This window comes from Aeribacillus sp. JST-2 (genome assembly GCF_056032925.1).
In genome coordinates, this window is sequence record NZ_JBVVUU010000017.1 from 13,877 (window position 1) to 29,598 (window position 15,722).

At 42.2% G+C, this 15,722-nt stretch carries 27 protein-coding genes; all 27 read right to left on the minus strand.

Features of this window, described 5'->3' with window-relative positions:
• Positions 1-155 (minus strand): M24 family metallopeptidase (locus AC0KTX_RS10155; protein ID WP_474252136.1); only part of this gene is annotated, 155 nt, incomplete at its 3' end.
• Positions 152-805, minus strand: a complete 654-nt coding sequence (locus AC0KTX_RS10160) for an adenylate kinase (protein WP_474252085.1) — start codon at positions 803-805, stop codon at positions 152-154. The genes AC0KTX_RS10155 and AC0KTX_RS10160, both read right to left, overlap by 4 nt.
• A 54-nt stretch (positions 806-859) precedes the next feature.
• Positions 860-2,155, minus strand: coding sequence for a preprotein translocase subunit SecY (gene secY / locus AC0KTX_RS10165; RefSeq protein ID WP_474252086.1), 1,296 nt, complete (start codon positions 2,153-2,155; stop codon positions 860-862).
• Positions 2,155-2,595, minus strand: a complete 441-nt coding sequence (rplO, locus tag AC0KTX_RS10170) for a 50S ribosomal protein L15 (protein WP_474252137.1) — start codon at positions 2,593-2,595, stop codon at positions 2,155-2,157. The genes secY and rplO overlap by 1 nt, the downstream gene beginning before the upstream one ends.
• A gap of 33 nt (positions 2,596-2,628) precedes the next feature.
• Positions 2,629-2,811: a 50S ribosomal protein L30 gene (gene rpmD / locus AC0KTX_RS10175; protein WP_474252087.1), complete on the minus strand. Its 183-nt coding sequence runs from the start codon at positions 2,809-2,811 to the stop codon at positions 2,629-2,631.
• Positions 2,812-2,824: 13 nt separating this feature from the next.
• The gene (gene rpsE / locus AC0KTX_RS10180) at positions 2,825-3,325 is read right to left on the minus strand and encodes a 30S ribosomal protein S5 (protein ID WP_474252088.1); all 501 of its coding nucleotides are present in this window, start codon (positions 3,323-3,325) and stop codon (positions 2,825-2,827) included.
• Positions 3,326-3,348: 23 nt separating this feature from the next.
• Positions 3,349-3,711, minus strand: coding sequence for a 50S ribosomal protein L18 (gene rplR / locus AC0KTX_RS10185; protein WP_474252089.1), 363 nt, complete (start codon positions 3,709-3,711; stop codon positions 3,349-3,351).
• A gap of 34 nt (positions 3,712-3,745) precedes the next feature.
• Complete coding sequence (gene rplF / locus AC0KTX_RS10190) at positions 3,746-4,282, minus strand: 50S ribosomal protein L6 (protein WP_474252090.1); 537 nt, start codon at positions 4,280-4,282, stop codon at positions 3,746-3,748.
• A 28-nt stretch (positions 4,283-4,310) separates the two neighbouring features.
• Positions 4,311-4,709, minus strand: coding sequence for a 30S ribosomal protein S8 (gene rpsH, locus AC0KTX_RS10195; protein WP_474252091.1), 399 nt, complete (start codon positions 4,707-4,709; stop codon positions 4,311-4,313).
• Between the two features lie 30 nt (positions 4,710-4,739).
• Positions 4,740-4,925, minus strand: a complete 186-nt coding sequence (locus AC0KTX_RS10200; RefSeq protein WP_474252092.1) for a type Z 30S ribosomal protein S14 — start codon at positions 4,923-4,925, stop codon at positions 4,740-4,742.
• A gap of 24 nt (positions 4,926-4,949) precedes the next feature.
• Positions 4,950-5,489, minus strand: a complete 540-nt coding sequence (rplE, locus tag AC0KTX_RS10205) for a 50S ribosomal protein L5 (protein ID WP_474252093.1) — start codon at positions 5,487-5,489, stop codon at positions 4,950-4,952.
• A gap of 20 nt (positions 5,490-5,509) precedes the next feature.
• Positions 5,510-5,821 (minus strand): 50S ribosomal protein L24, encoded by a 312-nt coding sequence (gene rplX / locus AC0KTX_RS10210; protein WP_474252094.1) that lies wholly within the window; start codon positions 5,819-5,821, stop codon positions 5,510-5,512.
• 35 nt (positions 5,822-5,856) lie between these two features.
• Entirely contained in the window at positions 5,857-6,225 is a 369-nt protein-coding gene (gene rplN, locus AC0KTX_RS10215) for a 50S ribosomal protein L14 (protein WP_063387168.1), read from the minus strand.
• Positions 6,226-6,266: 41 nt separating this feature from the next.
• On the minus strand, positions 6,267-6,530 hold the full coding sequence (gene rpsQ / locus AC0KTX_RS10220) for a 30S ribosomal protein S17 (RefSeq protein WP_474252095.1): 264 nt from the start codon (positions 6,528-6,530) through the stop codon (positions 6,267-6,269).
• A gap of 21 nt (positions 6,531-6,551) precedes the next feature.
• Positions 6,552-6,752 carry a 50S ribosomal protein L29 gene (gene rpmC / locus AC0KTX_RS10225; protein WP_474252096.1) on the minus strand — a complete coding sequence of 67 codons (201 nt, stop codon included), beginning with the start codon at positions 6,750-6,752 and terminating at the stop codon, positions 6,552-6,554.
• Entirely contained in the window at positions 6,742-7,176 is a 435-nt protein-coding gene (gene rplP / locus AC0KTX_RS10230; RefSeq protein WP_474252097.1) for a 50S ribosomal protein L16, read from the minus strand. The genes rpmC and rplP overlap by 11 nt, the downstream gene beginning before the upstream one ends.
• 2 nt (positions 7,177-7,178) lie before the next feature.
• Positions 7,179-7,835, minus strand: a complete 657-nt coding sequence (rpsC, locus tag AC0KTX_RS10235) for a 30S ribosomal protein S3 (protein WP_474252098.1) — start codon at positions 7,833-7,835, stop codon at positions 7,179-7,181.
• A gap of 3 nt (positions 7,836-7,838) precedes the next feature.
• Complete coding sequence (gene rplV / locus AC0KTX_RS10240; RefSeq protein WP_474252099.1) at positions 7,839-8,180, minus strand: 50S ribosomal protein L22; 342 nt, start codon at positions 8,178-8,180, stop codon at positions 7,839-7,841.
• 17 nt (positions 8,181-8,197) lie between these two features.
• Positions 8,198-8,476 carry a 30S ribosomal protein S19 gene (rpsS, locus tag AC0KTX_RS10245; protein WP_474252100.1) on the minus strand — a complete coding sequence of 93 codons (279 nt, stop codon included), beginning with the start codon at positions 8,474-8,476 and terminating at the stop codon, positions 8,198-8,200.
• Between the two features lie 57 nt (positions 8,477-8,533).
• On the minus strand, positions 8,534-9,364 hold the full coding sequence (gene rplB, locus AC0KTX_RS10250; protein WP_474252101.1) for a 50S ribosomal protein L2: 831 nt from the start codon (positions 9,362-9,364) through the stop codon (positions 8,534-8,536).
• 28 nt (positions 9,365-9,392) lie between these two features.
• Complete coding sequence (rplW, locus tag AC0KTX_RS10255; RefSeq protein WP_474252102.1) at positions 9,393-9,680, minus strand: 50S ribosomal protein L23; 288 nt, start codon at positions 9,678-9,680, stop codon at positions 9,393-9,395.
• Positions 9,680-10,303 (minus strand): 50S ribosomal protein L4, encoded by a 624-nt coding sequence (rplD, locus tag AC0KTX_RS10260; protein ID WP_474252103.1) that lies wholly within the window; start codon positions 10,301-10,303, stop codon positions 9,680-9,682. Before rplD ends, rplW begins: the two co-directional genes overlap by 1 nt.
• A gap of 27 nt (positions 10,304-10,330) precedes the next feature.
• Positions 10,331-10,960 (minus strand): 50S ribosomal protein L3, encoded by a 630-nt coding sequence (rplC, locus tag AC0KTX_RS10265; RefSeq protein ID WP_474252104.1) that lies wholly within the window; start codon positions 10,958-10,960, stop codon positions 10,331-10,333.
• A 42-nt stretch (positions 10,961-11,002) separates the two neighbouring features.
• The gene (gene rpsJ / locus AC0KTX_RS10270) at positions 11,003-11,311 is read right to left on the minus strand and encodes a 30S ribosomal protein S10 (RefSeq protein ID WP_474252105.1); all 309 of its coding nucleotides are present in this window, start codon (positions 11,309-11,311) and stop codon (positions 11,003-11,005) included.
• A gap of 384 nt (positions 11,312-11,695) precedes the next feature.
• A complete protein-coding gene (tuf, locus tag AC0KTX_RS10275; RefSeq protein WP_474252106.1) occupies positions 11,696-12,883 on the minus strand; it encodes an elongation factor Tu in 1,188 nt (395 codons plus the stop codon).
• Between the two features lie 132 nt (positions 12,884-13,015).
• Positions 13,016-15,094 carry an elongation factor G gene (gene fusA, locus AC0KTX_RS10280; protein ID WP_474252107.1) on the minus strand — a complete coding sequence of 693 codons (2,079 nt, stop codon included), beginning with the start codon at positions 15,092-15,094 and terminating at the stop codon, positions 13,016-13,018.
• A 47-nt stretch (positions 15,095-15,141) separates the two neighbouring features.
• Positions 15,142-15,612 (minus strand): 30S ribosomal protein S7, encoded by a 471-nt coding sequence (gene rpsG / locus AC0KTX_RS10285; RefSeq protein WP_474252108.1) that lies wholly within the window; start codon positions 15,610-15,612, stop codon positions 15,142-15,144.
• Between the last annotated feature and the right edge of the window lie 110 nt (positions 15,613-15,722).

The following is a 15,722-nucleotide window of genomic DNA, read 5'->3' on the forward strand; positions in this document are numbered from 1 at the left end:
TCATGTTCACGAATAAACTTTTCCGCAATTGCGTCCAGTTCTTTTGTTGTGATCCCAGGCTGTAAATATTTTTGGAGTTCTTGGTGAGTTAACGCAACAATTCGACCGGCTTCCCGCATAATCTCGATTTCCCGCTCCGTTTTGCAAATGATCATTCACCTAAGCCTCCAAGCAAGCTGCAAATATCTTCAAACACTTTATCAATCTCTTGTTGACCATTGATATTTCTCAAGTAGCCTTTTGACTCATAAAAGTCTAACAAAGGTTTGGACTGTTTTACATTTACTTCAAGTCGGTTCCCCACTGTTTCAGCATTGTCGTCAGCGCGCTGATAGAGCTCGCCGCCGCACTTGTCGCAAACTCCTTCTTCTTTCGGAGGATTGAATACAAGATGGTAGGTCGCACCGCAGTTTTTGCAAATTCGGCGTCCTGTTAATCTTTCCATCAAAATGCTTCGGTCAACATCAATGTTGATAACATAATCAATTTTTTTATTTAGCTGCTTTAAAATTTCTTCCAAAGCTTCGGCTTGAGCAACTGTACGAGGGAAACCGTCCAATAAAAAGCCTTTATCCGTATCATTTTTTCCCAATCTTTCGCGGACAATACCGATTGTCACATCATCTGGTACCAATTCACCTTTATCAATGAAAGATTTAGCTTTTAATCCTAATTCGGTCCCTTCTTTCATTGCTGCTCTAAACATATCTCCCGTTGAAATATGAGGGATGTTGAATTTTTCCACAATTTTTTCAGCCTGCGTTCCTTTGCCTGCACCAGGCAACCCCATTAAAACTAGATTCATGGATTTTCCCCCTCAGATTCTTTTAGAGGGATGGGACAAGATAGCCCCACAACCTCAATGTTTCATAAATCCTTTATAATGTCGTTTGACAAGCTGCGATTCAAGCTGCTTCATCGTTTCTAGCGCGACACCGACAACGATCAGCAAGCTTGTTCCCCCAATTTGTGCAGTGGAAGGCAAATCGGCGAATTTTATAAAGAAAACCGGAAGAATCGCGACGATTGCCAGAAAAATTGAGCCGACTACCGTTAATCGATATAAAATTTTCGTCACATACTCTTGTGTGTTTTTGCCTGGTCTTATGCCTGGTATATAACCACCTTGTTTTTGCAGATTTTCCGCTAACTGCTCAGGATTTACTTGAACAAACGTATAGAAATAAGTGAAGGCGATAATTAGTGCTACGTAAATAATCATCCCGATCGGTTCCGTGTAATCAAAGATTCTTTGAATCCATCTTGTCACATCATTTGGCCCAAAGAACGATGCAATCGTAGTTGGGGTAATGATAAATGATACCGCAAAAATGACCGGAATAACTCCAGCTGAATTCACTTTTAGCGGCAGATGTGTCGAATGCCCTCCGACAGGGCTTCTTCCCGCAAGCCGTTTTGCATATTGGATTGGAATTTTCCGTAAAGCTTGTTGAATAAAAATGACAGCTACAATCACTAACAGAACAGCTAATGCAAGCAAAACAACTGTTACTATCCGTAAAAACAGCTGATTCCCGGCATCTTCAAACTGCTGTGCATATATTTGGTTGACTGCCGTAGGTATGCCAGCTGCTATTCCAGCAAAAATGATAATGGAAATGCCGTTGCCGACGCCTTTTGCTGTTATTTGTTCTCCCAGCCACATTAAAAAGGCAGTGCCGGCTGTTAGAACTATCGCAATGAGTAAATACGTTCCAATGTTCGGATCCTCAATCAACAGGCCGCCGGCTAAGTTGTTAAAGCCGTACGACATGGCCAACGCCTGAATGAATCCTAAAACAATTGTTAAATAACGTGTGAATTGCGCAAGCTTTCTTCGGCCCATTTCACCTTGCTTCGCCCATTCAGTGAACTTTGGAACAACATCCATCTGCAATAACTGAACAATAATCGAAGCGGTAATATAAGGCATGATTCCCATGGCCAAGATGGAAAAATTCTGCAACGCGCCGCCGCCGAAAATGTTTAGCACACCAAATACGTTCAATTGGTCTTGAGCTTTTAAAACATCTGTATTGACACCTGGAACAGGGATAAAAGTACCGATGCGAAAAACGATTAACATAAGAAGGGTGAATATAATTTTATTTCGTATATCACCCACGCGCATAAAATTGGAGATTGTCTTAAACATTAAATCACCTCAGCAGTACCGCCGGCAGCTTCAATTGCTTCTTTCGCAGAAGCAGAGAATTTATTTGCTTTGACTGTTAATTTTTTCTCTAATTTTCCTTTTCCTAAAACTTTAATGCCTGCTTTTAATTTGCTGACGACACCTGTTTCCAGAAGAAGCTGAGGAGTAACTTCTGTACCGTCTTCAAAGCGATTTAATGTTTCTAAATTAACAATTTGGTATTCTTTGCGATTGATATTAGTAAATCCGCGTTTTGGCAAACGGCGGAACAATGGTGTTTGACCACCTTCAAAACCTAGACGAACTCCACCGCCGGAGCGGGCGTTTTGTCCTTTTTGACCGCGGCCGGATGTTTTTCCGTTTCCTGATCCGATGCCACGACCAACACGGTTGCGTTTTTTACGGGAACCTTCAGCAGGTTTTAATTCATGAAGCTTCATTGCCATGAACACCTCCTTATTTCAGCAATTGGTTTACTGTTCTTCCACTTTCACAAGGTGAGAAACTTTATTGATCATCCCACGAATAGCCGGATTGTCATCATGTACTACTGTTTGGTGCAATTTTCTTAATCCTAGTGTTTTTACCGTAATACGTTGGTCTTCAGGACGACCAATTACGCTCTTTGTGAGGGTAATCGCCAATTTCTTTGCCATTGTCTTTCCCTCCTTATCCTAACAGTTCTTCTACCGTTTTTCCACGAAGCTTTGCTACTTCTTCTACACGTTTCAACTGTTTTAAACCGTCGACCGTTGCGCGGACCATATTAATTGGAGTATTAGATCCCAAGGATTTTGACAAAATATCATGAACACCTGCCAGCTCTAATACTGCACGAACAGGGCCCCCAGCAATAACCCCAGTACCTTCGGAAGCAGGTTTTAAAAGGATGGATCCTGCACCAAATTTACCGATTACTTCATGTGGAATCGTCGTGCCTACAATTGGCACTTCAAACAAGTTTTTCTTAGCATCTTCAATTGCTTTGCGAATTGCATCAGGAACCTCTTGCGCTTTTCCTGTTCCGAAACCGACGTGACCGTTTTTGTCACCGACAACAACTAGAGCAGCAAAACGGAAACGGCGACCGCCTTTTACAACTTTCGCAACGCGGTTTACGGTAACAACACGTTCTTCAAGTTCAAGTTTGCTTGGATCAATACGACGCATGTCTGTTTTCCCTCCTTTATCAATTAAAATTCTAGACCAGCTTCGCGAGCAGCGTCTGCTAAAGCTTTCACACGACCATGATATAAATATCCTCCGCGATCAAATACGACAACTTTAATCCCTTTTTCAAGAGCACGTTTTGCAATAAGCTCGCCGACTTTTTGGGCTGCCTCTACATTTCCTGTTGATTCTAAATTCAGTTCCTTATCTAATGTAGAAGCACTTACAAGCGTTGAGTGATTTGTATCATCAATCACTTGAGCATAAATATGCTTGTTAGAACGGAAAACGTTTAGACGCGGGCGGGTTGAAGTTCCGAAAACTTTTGTACGCACGCGTGCATGTCTTTTTTTACGAACCGCATTTTTGCTAGGTTTCGTAATCATCTGGGTCACTCCTTTCTTAGCTTTTTAAGCGGCATTACTTAGCTGTTTTACCTTCTTTGCGGCGCACATATTCACCTTCATAACGAATACCTTTCCCTTTGTACGGTTCAGGCGGACGTACAGCTCGTATATTCGCAGCTACTGCGCCAACACGTTCTTTGTCAGCACCTTTTACAACAATTTTCGTTTGAGATGGTACATCGATTTCAATGCCGTTTTCAGGTTCGATTTCTACCGGATGCGAATATCCAACATTCAATACTAGTTTTTTGCCGGACTTAGAAGCACGATATCCAACCCCGATTAACTCCAAGCTTTTTTCAAAGCCTTTAGAAACACCTTCAACCATGTTTGCAAGAAGGCTTCGGGTCGTTCCATGAAGGGCACGATGTTCCTTATCATCAGATGGACGAGAAACAGTGATGACTTGGTCCTCTACTTTTATATCGATATCAGGATGAAAAGCACGGGTTAATTCGCCTTTCGGGCCTTTTACTGTTACTGTATTGCCGTTCAAAGTAACAGTAACGCCTGAAGGAATTTCAACTGGTTTTTTTCCAACACGCGACATAATAACACCTCCATTTCGCAATTAATCATTACCAAACGTATGCAAGCACTTCTCCACCTGTTTGTTTTGCACGTGCTTCTTTATCTGTTAAAACACCATAGGATGTTGAAACGATGGCAATTCCTAATCCGTTCAATACACGTGGAATTTCGTTCGCTTTTGCATAAACGCGCAAGCCTGGTTTGCTAATGCGTTTTAAACCTGTAATAACACGTTCATTATTGGGGCCGTATTTTAGAAAAATGCGCAAAATTCCTTGTTTGTTATCTTCGATATATTCGACATCACGAATAAATCCTTCGCGTTTTAAAATTTCAGCAATCTCACGTTTAATTTTTGAAGCGGGAACTTCCAGCTTCTCATGACGAACCATGTTTGCATTGCGGATGCGAGTAAGCATATCAGCAATTGGGTCAGTCATAACCATTAAAATTACCTCCTTCCCGTTTTTTCTGAATTACCAACTAGCTTTTTTCACGCCAGGAATTTGACCTTTATAAGCAAGTTCACGGAAACAAATTCGGCAAAGTTTAAATTTGCGTAGAACGGCATGAGGACGGCCGCAACGTTCGCAACGAGTGTATTCGCGCACTTTAAATTTTTGTTTGCGTTTTTGTTTCGCAATCATTGATTTTTTAGCCACGTTTTCCCCTCCTATCTTAAGCGGTTATTTTGAAAAAGGCATGCCGAATTGTGCCAGCAGTTCACGAGCTTCTTCATCTGTTTTCGCAGTAGTGACAATGACAATATCCATTCCGCGCACTTTATTTACTTTATCATAATCAATTTCAGGGAAAATAAGCTGCTCTCTAATACCGAGTGTGTAGTTGCCGCGGCCATCAAAAGATTTTTTGGAAACGCCACGGAAATCACGCACCCGCGGAAGCGATACGGAAATTAATTTATCAAAGAAATCATACATGCGTTCACCACGGAGGGTTACTTTGCAACCGATCGGCATTCCTTCGCGAAGCCGGAAGCCCGCAATGGATTTTTTGGCGCGAGTAACAACCGGTTTTTGTCCTGCAATCAAAGTCAGTTCCTCTACAGCGTTGTCCAATGCTTTAGCGTTTTGAACTGCGTCACCGACACCCATGTTAATAACAATTTTTTCGATTTTTGGCACTTCCATAATCGATTTATAGTTAAACTTGCTCATGAGAGCAGGTACAATTTCTTTTGTATATTTTTCTTTTAGGCGGTTCATGTTTAGACCTCCCTTCCTAACTATTTATCTAAAATTTCACCTGATTTTTTCGCCACACGTACCTTTTTGCCGTCTACCACTTTATAACCGATGCGGGTAGGTTCTCCGGTTTTCGGATCTAGCGGCATGACATTAGATACATGGATAGGTGCCTCTTGGCTGATAATTCCGCCTTGTGGATTAGATTGAGAAGGTTTTGAATGTTTTTTGACAATGTTGACTCCTTCTACAAGGACGCGATTTTTTTTCGGAAATGCTTTAAGAATCACGCCTTGCTTTCCTTTATCTTTTCCGGTAATAACCATTACTTTGTCGCCTTTTTTGACATGCATCGACTTCACACCTCCCTTAAGTAGGCAGTTTGAAATTAAAGAACCTCTGGAGCTAGAGAAACAATTTTCATGAAGTTTTTATCACGAAGCTCACGGGCAACCGGTCCAAAAATACGGGTGCCTCTAGGGCTTTTGTCTTCGCGGATGATCACGCAAGCATTTTCATCAAAACGAATATAAGAACCATCAGGACGACGCACACCGCGTTTTGTGCGAACAACAACGGCCTTTACAACATCGCCTTTTTTAACAACGCCTCCTGGTGTTGCTTGTTTAACCGTACCAACAATAATATCACCGATATTAGCTGTTTTACGACCAGATCCGCCAAGAACTTTAATGGTTAATAATTCACGTGCACCAGAATTGTCAGCAACTTTTAAACGTGATTCTTGCTGAATCATGTTCGTTTACCTCCCTTCGGAAAATTGTGATCCGAACCATATTAGATAATAACTGCTTCTTCAACAATTTCAACTAAACGAAAACGCTTCGTTGCAGAAAGCGGGCGAGTTTCCATAATGCGCACAATATCCCCGACTTTTGCTTGATTATTTTCATCATGGGCTTTGAATTTTTTCGAGTATTTCACGCGTTTTCCGTAAAGTGGGTGCTTTTTGTAAGTTTCGACTAAAACTGTGATCGTTTTGTCCATTTTGTCAGAAACAACGCGTCCAGTATAAACTTTGCGTCTGTTGCGTTCGCTCATCCAGCAAACCTCCTCTCAAAATTATTTGCTTGCAGCAAGCTCTCTTTCGCGAATGATCGTTTTCATACGGGCAATTGTTTTCCGCACTTCACGAATCCGGGCAGTATTTTCAAGCTGTCCAGTTGCAAGCTGGAAACGCAAATTAAACAGTTCTTCTTTTAAAGATTTTACTTTTTGTTCAATTTCGGCAGTGGTTAGATCACGAATTTCTTTAGCTTTCATTTGATTCACCACCAATTTCTTCACGTTTTACAAATTTCGTTTTGATCGGCAATTTATGTGATGCAAGACGAAGCGCTTCACGTGCAACTTCCTCAGATACGCCGGCAATTTCAAACAAAACTTTTCCAGGTTTTACAACTGCTACCCAACCTTCAGGAGCCCCTTTACCGGAACCCATCCGAACTTCTAAAGGTTTTGCAGTGTATGGCTTAGATGGGAAGATTTTAATCCACACTTTCCCGCCGCGTTTCATATAACGAGTCATGGCAATACGTGCGGCTTCAATTTGTCTGTTGGTAATCCAAGCCGGTTCAAGTGCTTGAATTCCGTATTCACCGAAATGCACTTCAGTGCCGCCTTTTGCACGCCCGCGCATTTTTCCGCGATGTTCTCTACGATATTTCACGCGTTTCGGCATTAACATGATTATTTTCCTCCTTCCTCAGATTTCTTTTTTGCAGGAAGAACTTCACCACGATAAATCCAAACTTTTACTCCCAGCTTTCCGTAAGTTGTATCAGCTTCGGCTGTTCCGTAATCAATGTCGGCACGCAGTGTATGGAGCGGAACCGTTCCTTCACTGTAATGTTCAGAGCGTGCGATATCTGCGCCGCCAAGACGACCGGAAACCATTGTTTTAATTCCCAATGCGCCGGCACGCATAGCACGTTGAATAGCCTGCTTCTGCACACGGCGGAAAGAAGCGCGGTTTTCCAACTGGCGAGCAATATTTTCTGCAACAAGCTTAGCATCTAAATCCGCTTTTTTAATTTCCAAAATATTAATATGCACTCGCTTGCCTGTCAATTGATTCAAAGCTTTTCTTAAAGCTTCCACTTCCGTTCCGCCTTTTCCAATAACCATTCCAGGCTTTGCCGTATGGATCGTAATATTTAAGCGGTTTGCTGCACGTTCTATTTCAATGCGGGAAACAGAGGAATCACTTAAACGTTTATTAATGAATTCACGAATTTTCAAGTCTTCATGCAAGAGATCAGCGTAATCTTTTTCTGCATACCATTTCGATTCCCAATCACGAATGATCCCGATGCGAAGACCGACTGGATTTACCTTTTGACCCACTAATTATCCCTCCTTTTTTTCTGAAACAATAATGGTAATGTGGCTAGTGCGTTTGTTAATTTGACTTGCACGCCCTTGCGCACGCGGTCTAAACCGTTTTAAAGTAGGTCCTTCATCTACATAGGCTTTTTCTATAACAAGATTGTTAACGTCCATGTCATAGTTATGCTCAGCATTTGCTACAGCAGATTTTAATACTTTTTCAATAATGGACGAAGCAGCTTTCGGTGTGTGGCGAAGAATAGCAACTGCTTCCCCCACTTGCTTTCCTCGAATCAAGTCAATGACTAAACGGGCTTTACGAGGAGCAATTCTTACTGTTCTTGCAACAGCTTTAGCTTGCATAATTTATCCTCCTCTCATTAACGTTTTGTTTTCTTATCATCGCCTGCGTGACCTTTAAACGTACGAGTTGGAGCAAATTCTCCCAGCTTGTGTCCCACCATGTCCTCCGTAATATATACCGGAACATGTTTTCTGCCATCATAAACGGCAATCGTATGGCCGATGAAAGATGGGAAAATGGTTGAACGGCGAGACCAAGTTTTGATCACTTGCTTGCTGCCTGTTTCATTTAATTTTTCAATTTTTTTCATTAAATGATCATCGCAGAAAGGTCCTTTCTTTAAGCTGCGACCCATATTGTTACCTCCCTTCGCGATTGAGCTACGGTTCGAATGAACCGTAGAACAACCCCGTTATTTTTTACGACGACGTACGATAAATTTATCGGATTTATTTTTCTTTTTGCGTGTTTTGTAGCCAAGAGTTGGTTTGCCCCATGGCGTCATTGGCGATTTGCGTCCAATTGGCGCTCTTCCTTCACCACCGCCGTGCGGATGGTCGTTAGGGTTCATAACAGATCCGCGAACGGTCGGACGTTTGCCTAACCAGCGAGAACGGCCGGCTTTACCGATCGTAATTAATTCGTGTTGTTCGTTCCCCACTTGGCCAATCGTTGCACGGCATGTAGCTAAAATCATGCGGACTTCACCTGAAGTAAGGCGGACTAAAACGTATTTTCCTTCTTTACCGAGCACCTGAGCGGATGCACCAGCGGAGCGAACTAATTGGCCGCCTTTTCCCGGTTTTAACTCAATGTTATGAATGACAGTACCAACAGGTATGTTTTGAAGAGGAAGTGCATTTCCCACTTTGATGTCTGCATCTGCACCAGACATCACTTCCATCCCTACTTCTAATCCTTTTGGTGCGATAATGTAGCGTTTTTCACCATCAACATAGTTAATAAGTGCAATGTTTGCCGAACGGTTTGGATCATATTCGATTGTAGCAACGCGTCCTGGTATTCCATCTTTGTCGCGTTTGAAGTCAATGATGCGATATTGACGTTTATGACCGCCGCCTTGATGACGAACAGTTAACTTCCCTTGATTGTTGCGCCCTGCTTTTTTATGCAGTGGTGCAAGCAGCGATTTTTCCGGCTTGTCAGTAGTGATTTCAGCGAAATCAGATACTGTCATGCCGCGGCGTCCGTTAGAAGTTGGTTTATATTTTTTAATCGCCATTTCAGTTTCCCTCCTTCACTTTGCAAAATTAAGCTTCGAACAATTCGATTTCCTTGCTGTCAGCCGTTAATGTAACAACCGCTTTTTTACGACGGTTCGTTAATCCGGTGAATCGGCCAACACGTTTCACTTTTCCTTTGTAATTCATAATGTTGACTTTAGCCACCTTAACGTCGAAAATCTTTTCTACAGCATCCTTAACTTCTGTTTTGTTCGCTCTGACGTCTACTTCAAACGTATATTTTTTGTCTGCTACTAAATCCATTGAACGTTCAGTAATGACGGGGCGCTTAATTATATCGCGAGGATCTTTCATTATGCAAGCACCTCCTCTACTTTTTCAACCGCAGCTTTCGTAATAACAAGCTTATCATGACTAACAACATCTAAAACATTGATTCCGTTGGCAGTAACCACCGTTACACCAGGAATGTTTCGTGCGGATAATGCAACGTTCTCGTTTTCATCGCCAGTGACGATTAGCGCTTTTCTTTCGACGGATAGGCTCTTTAAAATCCCGGCCATTTCTTTTGTTTTTGGTGCTGCTAACACAAGATCTTCTAAAACGACGATGTTGTTTTCTTGTACTTTTGCTGATAAAGCCGATTTAATGGCTAAGCGGCGGACTTTTTTCGGCAATTTATAAGCATAGCTCCGAGGTGTCGGGCCAAATACTGTTCCACCGCCGCGCCATTGTGGCGAACGAATTGATCCTTGACGCGCGCGTCCTGTACCTTTTTGGCGCCAAGGTTTACGGCCACCGCCGCTAACTTCAGAACGATTTTTTACTTTATGTGTTCCTTGTCTTAACGAAGCTCTTTGCATAATAATCGCTTCAAACAAAACGTGCTGATTTGGTTCAATACCAAAAACAGAATCATTTAATTCGATTTCTCCCACTTGAGATCCGTTTTGGTTATATAATGCAACTTTTGGCATTATCCATATCCTCCTTTCCTGTAGGAATTACTTCGCTTTCACTGCTGATTTAATGATGACTAATGATCTTTTGGCACCTGGAACATTCCCTTTAATCAAGAGTAGGTTGCGTTCAACATCTACCTTTACGATTTCAAGGTTTTGAACAGTCACCCGTTCTCCACCCATACGTCCTGGAAGCTCTTTTGACTTAAATACGCGGTTTGGTGCGATCGGCCCCATTGAACCCGGGCGTCGGTGATAACGTGAACCGTGCGACATCGGTCCGCGTGATTGTCCATGGCGTTTAATGGCACCTTGAAATCCTTTACCTTTCGAGATACCTGTTACATCAACAAGTTCCCCTGCAGAAAAAATATCAACTTTAACCTCTTGACCAACTTCATATTCCTCAACATTAGCTCCGCGGATTTCTCTAACGAAGCGCTTAGGTGCAGTATTTGCTTTTGCGGCATGGCCTTTTTCAGGCTTGTTTGCCAGCTTTTCACGTTTATCTTCAAAACCAAGCTGAATGGCTTCATAACCATCAGTTTCTACGACTTTCTTTTGAAGAACAACGTTCGGCGTTACTTCAACGACTGTTACTGGAATTAGATCACCGTTTTCAGCAAATACTTGCGTCATTCCGATTTTTCTACCTAAGATTCCTTTGGTCATGAGTCACACCTCCTAAATGATAAAATGTTATAAATCTATCGATTACAATTTAATTTCAATGTCGACACCAGATGGCAAATCTAAGCGCATTAACGCATCAACCGTTTGCGGCGTTGGGTTGATGATGTCGATCAAACGTTTATGTGTACGCATTTCAAACTGTTCACGAGAATCTTTATATTTATGCACTGCCCGAAGAATCGTATAAACTGTTTTTTCAGTTGGCAGCGGAATCGGACCTGAAACGTTTGCGCCCGAACGCTTTGCAGTTTCTACGATTTTCTCAGCTGATTGATCAAGGATTCTGTGATCATACGCTTTTAAACGAATGCGAATTTTTTGTTTTGCCATTATTTTCCCTCCTTTTTCGCCTACTTTCCATAGACAATTCTCCGCGAGAATTTCCTGCACACCGCCATGGCAAAGCGGCCGGGTGTGTCAGCAACCTCCCGCTTCATCGCAGTCAAAGACCAACGTTAATCATTATATAAAAAACAAAGGGCCAATGCAAGAGAAAATAAGGATTTCTTTATGTGATGGCCTTATAAATTTATTACCTTTTTCTATAAACAACAAGAACAAGCGAAAATTCTTTCCATTTCCATTGTTATCCTTTTCCCTTGGATTTTAAACCTCTTTAAAAAAGAAGGAACTGGTTCATGATCAGACAGTGTATGAACCGGAAATAAAAAAAGCGAGCCGTATGATCCGACTCGCTTTGTATGGCTGGCTTCATTAGTCAAGGATTGCGGATACAGATCCAGCTCCGACAGTACGTCCGCCTTCGCGAATTGAGAATTTCGTACCGTCTTCAATTGCAACTGGAGAGATAAGTTCTACTGTCATTTCTACATTATCCCCAGGCATTACCATTTCTACGCCTTCTGGAAGAGTGATAATTCCAGTTACGTCTGTTGTACGGAAATAGAATTGCGGACGGTAATTTGAGAAGAATGGAGTATGACGTCCACCTTCTTCTTTAGAAAGAACATAAACTTGCGCTTTAAATTTTTTGTGTGGTGTAATGGAACCAGGTTTTGCTAAAACTTGTCCGCGTTCTACTTCATCACGGGCAATACCGCGAAGAAGAGCACCGATGTTGTCACCAGCTTCAGCTTGGTCAAGAAGCTTACGGAACATTTCAACACCAGTAACAGTTGTTTTCTTAGATTCTTCTGTTAAGCCGACAATTTCTACTTCGTCCCCAACTTTAACAGTTCCGCGTTCTACGCGTCCTGTTGCAACTGTACCGCGTCCAGTGATCGAAAATACGTCTTCAACAGGCATCATGAAAGGTTTATCAGTATCGCGTTCTGGAGTTGGAATGTATTCGTCTACTGCGTTCATTAATTCAAGAATTTTTTCTTCCCATTCAGCATCTCCTTCAAGAGCTTTAAGAGCAGAACCTTTGATGACAGGTACATCGTCTCCTGGGAAGTCATATTCAGATAGAAGATCACGTACTTCCATTTCAACTAATTCTAATAATTCTTCATCGTCTACCATATCGCATTTGTTCAAGAATACAACAATGTAAGGCACGCCAACTTGGCGAGAAAGAAGAATGTGCTCGCGAGTTTGCGGCATAGGACCGTCAGCAGCAGATACTACCAGAATTGCACCGTCCATTTGCGCAGCACCTGTGATCATGTTTTTAACATAGTCTGCGTGGCCTGGGCAGTCAACGTGTGCGTAGTGGCGGTTGTCTGTTTCATACTCAACGTGTGCAGTTGAGATGGTAATTCCGCGTTCACGTTCTTCTGGAGCACCGTCGATTTGGTCATAAGCGCGAGCTTCAGCTTTACCTTGTTTTGCAAGAACCGTTGTAATTGCAGCTGTTAAAGTTGTTTTCCCATGGTCAACGTGGCCGATTGTTCCAATGTTAACATGCGGTTTAGAGCGTTCATATTTCGCTTTAGCCATAAGTATTTTTTCCTCCTTAAAAAAGTTATGATCATTTTAATAAAATATATAGAATACTTGGAAGCGGGTGCTGAAGCATCCGCAACCAAGGGTTACATAAGTAGTTATACTTGATCAAAACCTGAAAATCAATTATTCGCCTTTATTTTTTTTGATAATTTCATCGGCAATGTTTTTCGGAACCTCTTCATAGTGATCGAAATGCATCGTAAATGTTCCGCGCCCTTGCGTATTAGAACGAAGAGCTGTCGCATATCCAAACATTTCAGCAAGAGGAACCATTGCTTTTACAACTTGTGCATTTCCGCGGGCTTCCATTCCCTCTACACGGCCTCGGCGTGAAGTGATGTCGCCCATGATATCTCCCATGTATTCTTCAGGTACGATGACTTCTACCTTCATGATCGGTTCAAGGAGTACCGGGTTACATTTTTGAGCAGCATTTTTAAGCGCTAATGAAGCAGCTATTTTAAATGCCATCTCACTTGAGTCAACATCGTGGTATGATCCATCAAATAGTTTCGCTTTCACATCAATAATAGGATATCCAGCCAGAACCCCGTTTTGCATGGCATCTTCTAAGCCAGCTTGAACTGCCGGAATATACTCGCGTGGAACAACACCACCGACAATAGCATTCTCGAATTCAAATCCCTTACCTTCTTCATTTGGACTGAATTCGATCCAAACGTGGCCGTATTGACCGCGTCCACCGGATTGACGGACAAATTTACCTTCAACCTGCGCAGATGAACGGAATGTTTCGCGATACGCAACTTGCGGCGCACCAACATTACACTCAACTTTAAATTCCCGTTTCATACGGTCAACGATAATGTCCAGGTGAAGTTCGCCCATACCGGCAATAATGGTTTGGCCAGTTTCTGGATCTGTATGTGCCTTGAAGGTTGGATCTTCCTCAGCCAGCTTTTGCAAAGCAGTCGACATTTTGTCTTGGTCCGCTTTTGATTTAGGTTCAATCGCAACTCTGATAACAGGCTCAGGGAATTCCATCGACTCTAAAATAACCTGATGGTTTTCATCACATAAAGTATCCCCAGTCGTTGTATCTTTCAAACCTACAGCAGCCGCAATATCACCTGCATACACCATTGAAATTTCTTCTCGGTGATTGGCATGCATTTGCAGAATACGTCCAATACGCTCCCGTTTGCCTTTTGTCGAGTTGATGACATAGGAACCAGAGCTTAATGTTCCTGAATACACTCGGAAGAAAGTTAATTTCCCAACATATGGATCGGTCATGACTTTAAATGCCAATGCAGCAAACGGTTCATCGTCGCTTGATTTGCGCACTGTTTCTTCCTCAGTGTCAGGAATAACACCTTTAATAGGAGGTACATCTGTTGGCGCCGGCAAATAATCGATAACGGCATCCAACATTAATTGAACACCTTTGTTTTTAAAAGCGGATCCGCATAAAACTGGGAAAAACTCAACGTTGCAAGTGCCTTTGCGAATGGCAGCTTTTAGTTCTTCTACAGTAATTTCTTCTCCCTCAAGGTATTTCATCATTAACTCTTCATCTAACTCTGCAACTGCTTCAATCAATTTAGTGTGCAGTTCTTCCGCCTGATCTTTATACTCGTCCGGAATGTCTCGAGCTTCAGAGCGAGTTCCAAGATCATCTAAGTAATAGTAGGCTTTCATTTCCACTAAATCGATGATGCCTTCAAATTGATCTTCTGCGCCGATTGGCAATTGAATAGGGTGAGCATTTGCCTCCAAACGGTCATGAAGAGTTTTGACAGAATATAAAAAGTCTGCTCCAATTTTATCCATTTTATTAACAAATACAATACGTGGAACTCCGTATGTTGTTGCTTGACGCCACACTGTCTCAGTTTGAGGTTCAACCCCTGATTGAGCGTCAAGTACAGCAACGGCTCCATCCAATACTCTTAAAGAACGTTCAACTTCCACAGTGAAATCGACGTGCCCTGGAGTATCGATAATGTTAATGCGGTGACCTTTCCATTGAGCTGTTGTTGCAGCGGATGTAATGGTTATACCGCGTTCCTGCTCTTGCTCCATCCAGTCCATTTGGGAAGCACCTTCGTGTGTTTCCCCAATTTTGTGAATGCGGCCTGTATAGAACAAGATGCGCTCAGTAGTAGTTGTTTTTCCGGCGTCGATATGCGCCATGATACCGATATTGCGAGTTTTTTCTAAGGAGAACTCTCTTGGCATCTGATAATTTCTCCTTCCTTCATGGATATTAATAGGTATTTGCAAAATTACCAGCGATAATGAGCAAATGCTTTGTTTGCTTCTGCCATTTTATGGGTATCCTCGCGTTTCTTAACTGCTGCACCTGTGTTGTTAGCTGCATCAATAATTTCAGCTGCAAGACGCTCTTCCATCGTCTTTTCACCACGAAGGCGTGCATAGTTTACTAACCAGCGAAGTCCTAGCGTAGTACGACGTTCTGGTCTGACTTCTACAGGAACTTGGTAGTTCGCCCCACCTACACGACGTGCACGAACTTCCAACACTGGCATAACATTTTTTAGTGCTTGCTCAAATACTTCCATCGGGTCATTGCCAGTACGTTCTCTTACAATATCAAAAGCATTGTATAAAATTTTTTGCGCTTTGCTTTTCTTGCCGTCAATCATAATTTTATTAATTAAGCGTGTTACTAGTTTAGAATTGTAAATCGGATCTGGTAAAACATCGCGTTTTGGAACAGGACCTTTACGTGGCATTACAAAGTTCCTCCCTTCATATAGTATTAAAAATGATTAGAAATTAGTTTTTAGGACGTTTTGTACCATATTTGGAACGGCCTTGTTTACGGTTTTCAACTCCTGCCGTA